The 9,917-nt window shown below is 41.5% G+C and carries 9 protein-coding genes, 1 tRNA gene and 1 pseudogene; 7 read left to right on the forward strand and 4 right to left on the reverse strand.

What is annotated here, in order from left to right:
• A partial coding sequence (locus tag VF500_RS30310) for an alginate lyase family protein (RefSeq protein WP_330863236.1) occupies positions 1-1,096 on the forward strand: 1,096 nt, incomplete at its 5' end.
• Positions 1,097-1,232: 136 nt separating this feature from the next.
• Here the strand turns inward: VF500_RS30310 and VF500_RS30315 are convergent.
• Positions 1,233-1,400, reverse strand: a complete 168-nt coding sequence (locus VF500_RS30315) for a hypothetical protein (RefSeq protein ID WP_330863237.1) — start codon at positions 1,398-1,400, stop codon at positions 1,233-1,235.
• A gap of 47 nt (positions 1,401-1,447) precedes the next feature.
• Here VF500_RS30315 and VF500_RS30320 point away from each other — a divergent pair, with 47 nt between their 5' ends.
• From VF500_RS30320 to VF500_RS30345, 6 genes are all read left to right on the forward strand, one after another.
• A complete protein-coding gene (locus tag VF500_RS30320; protein ID WP_330863238.1) occupies positions 1,448-2,059 on the forward strand; it encodes an RNA polymerase sigma factor in 612 nt (203 codons plus the stop codon).
• A complete protein-coding gene (locus VF500_RS30325; protein WP_330863239.1) occupies positions 2,056-2,499 on the forward strand; it encodes a hypothetical protein in 444 nt (147 codons plus the stop codon). The genes VF500_RS30320 and VF500_RS30325 overlap by 4 nt, the downstream gene beginning before the upstream one ends.
• A gap of 60 nt (positions 2,500-2,559) precedes the next feature.
• Positions 2,560-2,991 (forward strand): hypothetical protein, encoded by a 432-nt coding sequence (locus tag VF500_RS30330; protein WP_330863240.1) that lies wholly within the window; start codon positions 2,560-2,562, stop codon positions 2,989-2,991.
• A gap of 96 nt (positions 2,992-3,087) precedes the next feature.
• The gene (locus VF500_RS30335; protein WP_330863241.1) at positions 3,088-5,589 is read left to right on the forward strand and encodes a M1 family metallopeptidase; all 2,502 of its coding nucleotides are present in this window, start codon (positions 3,088-3,090) and stop codon (positions 5,587-5,589) included.
• 306 nt (positions 5,590-5,895) lie between these two features.
• Positions 5,896-5,968, forward strand: a tRNA-Lys gene (locus VF500_RS30340).
• 453 nt (positions 5,969-6,421) lie between these two features.
• A complete protein-coding gene (locus VF500_RS30345) occupies positions 6,422-6,604 on the forward strand; it encodes a hypothetical protein (protein ID WP_330863242.1) in 183 nt (60 codons plus the stop codon).
• Positions 6,605-6,661: 57 nt separating this feature from the next.
• Here VF500_RS30345 and VF500_RS30350 read toward each other — a convergent pair.
• The 3 genes and pseudogenes from VF500_RS30350 to pyrE all read right to left on the reverse strand — a co-directional run bounded on the left by VF500_RS30350 (position 6,662) and on the right by pyrE (position 9,818).
• Positions 6,662-8,290 (reverse strand): annotated as a pseudogene (locus tag VF500_RS30350) (ABC-F family ATP-binding cassette domain-containing protein).
• Between the two features lie 378 nt (positions 8,291-8,668).
• The gene (locus tag VF500_RS30355; protein WP_330863243.1) at positions 8,669-9,064 is read right to left on the reverse strand and encodes an SRPBCC family protein; all 396 of its coding nucleotides are present in this window, start codon (positions 9,062-9,064) and stop codon (positions 8,669-8,671) included.
• 94 nt (positions 9,065-9,158) lie between these two features.
• The gene (pyrE, locus tag VF500_RS30360; protein ID WP_330863244.1) at positions 9,159-9,818 is read right to left on the reverse strand and encodes an orotate phosphoribosyltransferase; all 660 of its coding nucleotides are present in this window, start codon (positions 9,816-9,818) and stop codon (positions 9,159-9,161) included.
• Positions 9,819-9,917: the final 99 nt, after the last annotated feature.

Consider the following 9,917-nt stretch of genomic DNA (forward strand, 5'->3'; position numbering starts at 1 on the left):
GCAGTATGCTTACGCCCAGGCAATAGCTAACGTGGAGCCCTACAAAACAACCTTCGCTAATTTTCAAAGCAATTATGCCACATTTTTATCCAGCAGCTATGCGCCGCATGCGCATGCCCAGGTTGGTCGTAACTTATACAAAAGCGATTACGAAAATGATGCCATGGCTATGTTTGTTAATGGTGTAATGTGGAACATGACCGGGCAAGCCCAGTATGCCGACAAGGTTATTCAATTGCTTGATGCGTGGGCTTCAACCTGTACTTCTATTCAGTACCCCGATAACGACTGGCAGTTATGTAATGGCTACGGGTTGCATTTTATGATTTATGGGGCAGATATGGTTTACAACTATTCCGGCCTCACTTCAACAAAAAAGACCAATTATAAAAACCTGTTCAAAATATTTTATAACTATTATGCAGCCTATGCTGCCACTTATAGCAAAACAAGTCCGTTTGTTGTGGCTGGTTGGCCATCCTGGGGATCCAGTGCCGGTAAGTTTATAATGGCATATGGTATATTCTGCGAAAGCCAGACAGCATATAATTTATCGCTGGAATATTTTAACAGAACTGCGGCAAACGGGGCCGACAACGGTACCAACGTAACCGCATTTTTATCAACCGGGCAGCCTGTTGAAGGAGGGCGTGATCAATACTATACCCAACTATGTTTAGCCAGCTTTCTGGAATGGGCTCAGATGGCATACAATCAAGGCGACAAATCGCTTTATGATGCTCGTAGCGGGGTGATCGGCAAAGCCATGGAATATACAGCTAAATACAACCTTGGAAATAGTGTGACCTGGGATCCTGTAACGCCTGCAACCTCTATATGGGCTGTAACTCCGCCTATAAATTCTATTTCAACTTCTAACCGTGGTAATTACCGCCCAATCTGGTATATGGGTTATAATTATTATCATCGTTATCGTGGTTTAAATATGCCATATACCGAACAGGTTATAGCTGGTCATGTAAACGAAGGCGCAACAGCTACTATCACCGATGAAGTTGGGTGGGGTAGTTTATTTTATTGTAATACCTCGCAGACCGTTGCAGCTCCATCATACACATGGTCGGGTATTTATTGATTTTCTTAATTCCTGGCGCCGGGCATAAGTTTAGCCCGGCGTTACTGAAACTTTATCTCAATTCATGTGGGGGAATTTAGGAAGCTTGGCTTGGGATCGCAATAAATCTATTGATTCGGATTCGTTTATTTTTAGGTCAGCGATAGCGTCGCCAACCCTCTGTTAACTTCGGCAAAAGCAGAATAGCCGGCATTGCTTTTTCTACTTTAAAAGTAACTTTTTCCTTTTTATTATATTCCTTTTGGCCAACTCTGGACTGATCACTTTTAGTGCTGTCAGTTTGAAAATAGGTTGCATCATTCATTAAGTTTATTGCAACTTTATCTAAGGGTAACGGTCTAATCAATCAAAGTGGATCATCATTCAGCACATCATGCGGCAGACAAAGAACTGGTTGAGAAGGTATTGACCGGTGACAACTATGCGTTTGGAAAAATCATCAAAAACACGGAAGGATTGGTGGCTATGATCGTTTTTAAAATGGTGGCTAATAGCTCTGACCGAAAAGACCTGATTCAGGATATTTATTTAAAGGCATTTAATAAACTATCCGGTTTCGGGTTTAAATCCAAACTATCCACATGGATCGGGCAAATTGCTTATCATACCTGCCTGCACTATCTGGAAAAAAAGAAGTTATTACTACTGGATCAGATGGATGATGGAGAAGGATCTGATAAGCAAACACTGGAACAGATCAGCAAACGCTCCATTAACCTATCCAGTAATGAGCCTGAAACGCTATTGATCAAGAAAGAGCTTAAGGAGATCCTGGTGTTCGAAATTGAGCGGCTCCCGCCGGTTTACAAAACCTTGATTTCTTTATACCAGGAAGAATTGAGCAATGATGAGATGGTGCAGATTACCGGCTTGCCGGAAGGCACTATTAAAAGTTATTTATTTAGGGCCCGGAAAATGTTAAAAGAAAATATTTTGGCTAAATATAAAAAGGAGGAACTATGAATAATAGCCATTTAAGCGAAGAAGAAATTCAGCAGTTCGTTTTGGGACAAGGCAGTTCAGAAGACATTAAACACATTAGTTCATGCCCTTTATGTGGTACTAAAGCAGCAAATTACCGATCAATTCTTTCTACAATCAATGATCTGCCAAAACCTGCTTTTGATTTCGATGTAGCCGGCCTCGTCATCGCGCAACTACCCGTGCAAAAGTCAAAAGGTACCGCTGGCGATACATGGATCTATCTACTTGTTTTTGCAGCCATTGGCTCTCTTATTATTCCAGTTTACTTATACAGGGACGAATTACTAAAGATGTTCAATGGCGTTTTACCCGTTGCGCTATACCTGATCGTTCTTGCTGCCATCCTTATTCTGGTATTTCAATGCCTTGAAATCTTCAGGAAATACCGGAAACAAATGAACACCCTGAATTATGAATGAAGTTGCAACTTTAAATTAAGCAACCGGTCTAATCCTTTATCGGCAACATTAAAATATAACATGAAAAAACTCATCATCACTATAGCCGCCACCGTGGCATCTCTGGTTGCAAAAGCAGATCCGGATCAGTACAGCGATAGCTCATTAAAGTTTGAAGCGCTTCATCTTTCCAGCACCATTTTAACTATCGTTATATTTTCAGTGGTCATCCTGGCCTTTATCAAATGGCTACTGGATTACCGCCTGAAAAATAAGCTGATTGAAAAGGGGGCACCTGACCATGTGGTATCCCAATTATTACAGCCCGTTGCCAGGGACAATAAAAATGTAACGATCAAATGGTTCGCACTTTTAATGGGCTTAGGCACGGGCTTGTCTTTCGTGGATTATTTCCAGCCATTGGGCATACACTCCCTGGCAATCATGTCCTTCAGCCTTGCGGCAAGCTTCCTGGGCTACTATGTCTTTATTAATCGCCGGGAGAAACCATAAATAACGCCATAAATATTTAGTGCGATCTTCCTTGAAATAAACTGCCCCGAAAGCGGGCACTGGAAGGTATTGCCCTTTTTTAACCTAAGTATCATCATGAAATCGATCAATACTTATATGAAAAGAATTTATTTAGCCATTGCTATTTGCTTTATAACCCTGCTGAACGGGGTATTTTCACAGACTTTGGCCCAGGACCTCAAATCGGCCTTCCCGGTAAAAGGCTACCGCGAAACGGCCTCTAAGATCAATGATCTGGTGCACACCCGATTAAATGTTCGTTTTGATTATAAAAAGCGTTATTTATATGGTCAGGAATGGGTTACGTTAAAGCCTCATTTTTACCCCACTGATACGCTGAGGCTGGACGCTAAAGGAATGGATATTCGCACTATCGCGATCTCGAAAAATGGCAAAAACATACCTCTGCATTTCTCTTATGACAGTTTGAGTTTAAATATCAGACTGGACAAGGTTTATCAGCCTACCGAAAACTATACTTTGTACATTGACTATACATCAAAACCCGAAGAGCTAAAAGGACGACGTAACAATGAGCACGGCTTATATTTTATTAACCCGGATGGTACCGAAAAGGATAAACCAACACAGATCTGGACACTTGGCGAACCTGAAAATAATTCCTGCTGGTTCCCTACGATCGATAAGCCAAATCAAAAAAACACCCAGGAGATCAGTATGACCGTTCCCCGCAAATATGTCAGCTTGTCTAACGGCCGCCTTGAATCACAAAAAAATAATCCTGACGGTACACGCACAGATACCTGGAAAATGGAACTCCCGCATTCGCCATACCTGTTCATGATGGCGGTGGGTGACTTTAAGATCATTAAGGACAGCTGGCATGGAAAAGAAGTCAGCTACTACCTGGAGCCGAAATACGCTCCTTACGCAAAAGATAATTTCGGTATTGTACCAGAAGCCATTGATTTTTTTTCCACAACTTTAGGCGTTGACTTCCCCTGGAACAAATATGCGGAGGTATCTGTTCGTGATTATGTAGGCGGGGCGATGGAAAATACAACCGCGGCTATATTTGGTAACGTTTCCACCAGAAGAGAACTCGCAGACAGTTATTACAACCCAGGCATCGAACATGAGCTGTTCCATCAGTGGTTTGGTGATTATGTGACCTGTGAAAGCTGGAGCAATATCACCCTCAACGAATCCTTTGCAGATTTTGGAGAGTTGATCTGGCTGGAGCACAAATACGGCAAGGACGCCGCGGACGGACATCTACAGTACGGCTTGCAGAATTACCTGGACAGCCATGATGCCCGGGCCAAAAACCTGGTCACTTTTTATTATACCAATCCCAAAGACCCATTTGGCATTACCTATTCCAAAGGGGGGCGCGTTTTAAATATGCTTCGAAACTACCTGGGTGATGTAGCATTTTATAAGGGCTTGCATCTTTACCTGACCACCTACGCCTTTAAAAATGCCGAAGTGCCGCAATTGAGAATGGCGCTGGAAGAAGCCAGCGGCCTTGACCTGAACTGGTTCTTTAATCAGTGGTATTATGGCGCAGGCCACCCGGTACTGGACATCCGATACCTCTGGGATGAGGCAGCAAAAACGCAAAAGATTTTCGTCAATCAAACACAGGATGGGACCGCTTTTACCTTACCGGTTGCTGTGGATGTGTATACAGGCGGTGCAAAAGAACGTCACCGGGTCTGGCTCCGGAATCATTCAGATACCCTAACTTTTAAAATGCCGTCAAAGCCTGACCTGGTAAACGTTGATGCGGATAAAATTCTGATTGCAGAGAAGACTGATCATAAGACCCCTACAGAATTGGTTTATCAATATTTCCATGCGCCGCTTTATCTTGACCGCTATGAAGCCATGGACTTTGCAGAAAAGAATACGGATGACCCGGAGGCGCAGCGGGTGCTGATCGCTGCTTTAAAAGACCCATTCTCCGGCCTGCGCAGGAAAGCGATCCAGGCACTTAACCAAAACAGGGAAGATATCCGCAATATTAACGCAGGCCTGCGGAATGCCGCCTTGCCATTACTGGCCAATATCGCGAGCGGGGACCAAAATACTTTAGTTCGGGCGGATGCGATCAATACGCTGTCCGTTTTAAAAGACCCGGCTTACCTTGAACTATTCAAGAAAGGGCTTAACAGTCCATCATATTCGGTATCTGGTGCGGCACTGAACGGTATTATCCGTATAGACCCGACATTGGGCTTAAGTTTGGCCAAGCGCTTTGAAAATGACAATGAGGGACAACTGACCCAAACCATCATCAGCGTTTATGCTGAGCAGGGCGGCGATACCCAGTGGCCCTTTGTTTACCAACGTTATAAAGCAGCAGGGTTCCAGGACCAGGTACACCTGACCAAAGCATTTTCGGGGATGATAGGACGATTAACCAGGCAGGAAGCTGTTTTGCAAGGCATTGACGAATTAAAGCAATTGGCTATCCGGTACAAAGGTGACGGCGCGGCACCTTTTATGATCAAGTTTTTGAACAGTATCAAAGACCAACGTACCGGGCTCAATGATCCCGTCGGTGCAAAAGCATCTGTGGACGCTATTCAACAGATCAATAATACCAAATAATGATCATTCCAAAAACTGAATCCAATGAAACTTAAGCAAGTAACAATTAGCACCTTTTCTTTTCTTCTTCCTTTTTCAGGTCGCTTTTCTGCAATCTGAAAGTGTAATGGCTCTGAAGATTATGCATATTGAAGATATTGCCGATGCTGAAGATGAAAACAGAAAGTCGTATTCAGAAGGAAAGATCAATCCATATTAAATATTTTTTACATTTAACAGATTGAAATAATTATTAACAGGGAGCATTTTTCATATGCAAAAAGAAAATAATGTGCATATTTGCAACCCAACAAAACCCAGTACCATGACTCCGTAGCTCAGCTGGTAGAGCAAATGACTCTTAATCATTGGGTCGAGAGTTCGAATCTCTCCGGGGTCACTTGAAAATCAAGCACTTATGAAGTATATTCATGAGTGCTTTTTTGTTTTGCATACAATTTGCACACAAAGCGATAACTTAATTTTCACCTTCGCCTTTTTTATGAGTTAACCACTTTTCAAATGGTACCTTAAGTCTGGATTCACAAAATCGAGATCAAAATCATTATTTATTTTTTTTCATCTTTTCTGGCATCCTCTGATGTCTTATGATCTGTTCTATTATCTTCTAATAGTGATGTATTTGTGTCGCACTGCAATAGCGTTCTTTTTCCTCCCCACTTGGTTCCATTTCCGTTTTTAGTTTTAATTTTTTGCGAATAAATTTCAATAATTATTTGACACTGTTACACCGGCTAAACGGTTTTAGTAGCAACTTCATAACAAGATATTGATTTTTTTATTGGATTTTCAATAAAGGCTACCTATATTGTAAAACTTACTACCTATTCCTATGAAAAAAAGAAAATTACTCAAAATCAATAAGCTGCAGTATGAAAGTGTTGTTAAAGACTTCATTACTCAAAATGGCTTAAATGTTCAATATTCGTATACTAAAGACCATTTTTACCTGTTTAGCGACGAATCAACTATCAATCAGCTCGAAACGCAGGTTATCAGGCCCAACTTATTATAAAATATAAAGGCCCGGAAGTATCAATACTCCGGGCCTCATTAATTCATTATGGGCTTATTATACCGCAGCGTATAAATCTTCCTGCTGTTTTTGCACTACAGGGCTGTTTATGTATTCATCATAGGTCATAAGCTTATCAATATAACCGCCCGGTGTTAATTCAACAATACGGTTGGCTACGGTTTCAACCAGCTCATGATCTCGTGAGGTGAACAGGATGGTGCCGCGGAAATCTTTCATGCCATTATTAAGGGCTGTGATCGATTCCAGGTCAAGGTGGTTGGTTGGCTCATCAAACATTAAAAGGTTGGCTTGTTGCAGCATCATACGGCTAAACATGCAGCGCATTTTTTCGCCACCTGAAAGCACACTGCATTTTTTCATAACCTCTTCGCCCGAGAAAAGCATCCTGCCTAAGAAACCACGGATAAACTGATCGTCCTTTTCGCCTGGTGAATATTCACGCAACCAGTCTATCAGGTTATCAGTCTTGCCGTCAAAGTATTCGCTGCTGTCGTTAGGGATATCGGCAGCGTTAATAGTTACGCCCCATTTAAAAGTACCTGTAAAGTCTTTATCCCGGCCAGTTAAGATATTATAGAAGGCGGTAGTTGCCAAACTATTTTGAGACAGGATGGAGATCTTATCGCCTTTATTCACTGTAAAAGTAATATTGTTGAACAGCACTTCGCCATTTAAGGTTTTGCCCAGGTTTTCAACCGTTAAGATCTGGTCACCGGCCTCACGACCAAGGTTATTGAATATAATACCCGGATATTTACGGTTTGATGGCTGGATCTCATCAAGGTTGATCTTATCCAAAGCCTTTTTACGGCTGGTAGCTTGTTTTGATTTTGATGCGTTGGCGCTAAACCTGCGAATGAATTCCTGAAGCTCTTTAACTTTATCTTCCGCCTTCTTGTTCTGCTCGGCACGTTGTTTTAATGCTAATTGGCTTGATTCATACCAGAAGGTATAGTTACCGGTCTAAATGGTCATCTTACCAAAGTCGATATCTACCACGTGGGTACATACAGTATCAAGGAAGTGCCTGTCGTGCGATACAACCAATACAATAGCTTCATATGAGGCAAGGAAATCTTCCAGCCAGCTAATGGTGTGGATGTCCAAGTCGTTGGTAGGCTCATCCAGTAACAGGATATCGGGTTTTCCAAAAAGTGCCTGCGCTAATAACACGCGTACTTTTTGAGTATTATCAAGGTCTTTAACCAATTGATAATGAAAATCTTCTTTAATGCCAAGGTTGCTCAATAGGGTAGCAGCATTGCTTTCGGCATTCCAGCCGTCCATTTCTGCAAAAAGGTTTTCCAGTTCACCGGCACGTTCTCCGTCGGCATCGCTGAAATCCTCTTTAAGGTAAATGGCGTCTTTCTCCTTCATTATGGCATACATTTCCTTGTGACCCATCATCACAGTTTCAAGAACTGTAAATTCGTCAAAAGCATAATGGTTCTGGCTTAATACAGCCATACGCTCGCCTGGAGTAAAACTAACCGAACCGCTGGTTGGATCAATATCGCCCGAAAGAATTTTCAGGAATGTAGATTTACCCGCGCCATTAGCGCCGATAATACCATAACAATTGCCTTGTGTAAATTTCAGGTTAACGTCTTCAAATAAAGTACGCTTACCATAACGTAAAGAAAGATTGGATACCGTGATCATGCTGCACCTCTAATTTGGCGCAAAAGTAAGCTAAAATCTTCATTTTAACGATATACCGTGCCGATATTATGGTTGGGGATTTTTTTGAGCAGCAATTTTCCCCATAAATTAAATTCATGGGCACACAATTACACAGAAATGATAATACAACGTAAAATAAAAGTGCCTTTAATGCGTTTTAAAGCAACATTTAACCAATTATAGCATAATGGTACAGCCTTTGACTAACATTTAATATAACAACTTAATTAAAATATTTAACAATGGTCATGGGAGCATTAATCATAGGTTTAATTATCATCAATGTGGTAATAGCCATCAACAATACACAAAAACGCAAAGTATACTAAATACAAGCTTTGTAAAAATGCGGCAGGCTTAGCTTAAGATATTAAGTAAGCTCTGTGTTTCGTGGTCGGCCAGTTTTTGAAGCGGACCAGAGGCAAGCATTTTCATCATCATGCTAAGCTCAGCATTAATGGTGAATAAAATATCAGTGTGGTCGTTATTGAAAGATAACGACCATTTTAGTTCAAGATTAAATGGAGGCTTCTCTGCAGGGATGATCCTTATTAGTTCATCTTGAATACGCTCCTCAATTTTCAAAGCAAGCTTGGCCATATTCTGGATGCTGAAGCGGGCCTCATCTTTTGTAGATACCCATTCCTGGATATTATCAGGCATTAGCTGCTTGTGATTGTTAAAATCAGCCAGGAAATTGTAAACCTCAGTTAATGGCTTATTAATGCTTATTGTACTTGTAAAGGTATTCATAGATAGATTTGAGATAGTAGACATGAGATTTAAGACCAATTGCGCCGACTATTAACTATCAGCGCAATCATCGAAATCAAAAAACTCAGCGGTCTTAATTTGCAGCTATTTCGCCCCAGGTTGATGGGTTTTCACGCCATTGTTTAAGCAGGTTTACATCTTTTTCGTTGATGAATTGATGCTCTTCGGCGTATTTAATAAGTGCGTTATAGTTTGACAGGGTTACGTATGGGCAGTTAGCCTGTTTGAAATTTTCATCGGCGATATCAAACCCATAGGTAAAAATAGCAGCAAGGCCGGCAACATCATAACCTGCGGCACGCAGGGCTTCAACAGCTTGTAAACTGCTTTTGCCGGTTGAAAGCAGATCTTCAATTACTACAACACGTTTGCCTGATGTAGTAGGCGCATCACCTTCAATCATACTCCCTGTACCATGCTCTTTAGGTTTTGAACGTACATAGATAAAAGGAAGGCCTAATTCTTGGGCTACTAATGCACCTTGCGGAATGCCTGCTGTAGCAACACCCGCAATGCAGCCAACCGAACCGAATTTTTCCTGAATAGCGGCAACTAATTGCTGCCTGATATAGGTGCGGATGGTTGGATGAGAAAGGGTAACGCGGTTATCGCAGTAAATTGGAGATTTCCAACCCGATGCCCATGTAAAAGGATTATTGGGTTGTAATTTAATTGCTTTAATTTGCAGCAGGAATTCGGCTACTTGTTGTTCGATCTCATTATTAGTAAACATGGCTCAAAAATACAGAATTTATATTAACGAAAAGGTTATCCTGCTCACAGAATCTGAACCAAAGCATGCAGATAATTTTGAAAGGCTTGATGCAGAGAC

Origin of the sequence: Mucilaginibacter sp. (assembly GCF_036383575.1) — a bacterium.
Classification (GTDB): Bacteria; Bacteroidota; Bacteroidia; order Sphingobacteriales; family Sphingobacteriaceae; genus Mucilaginibacter.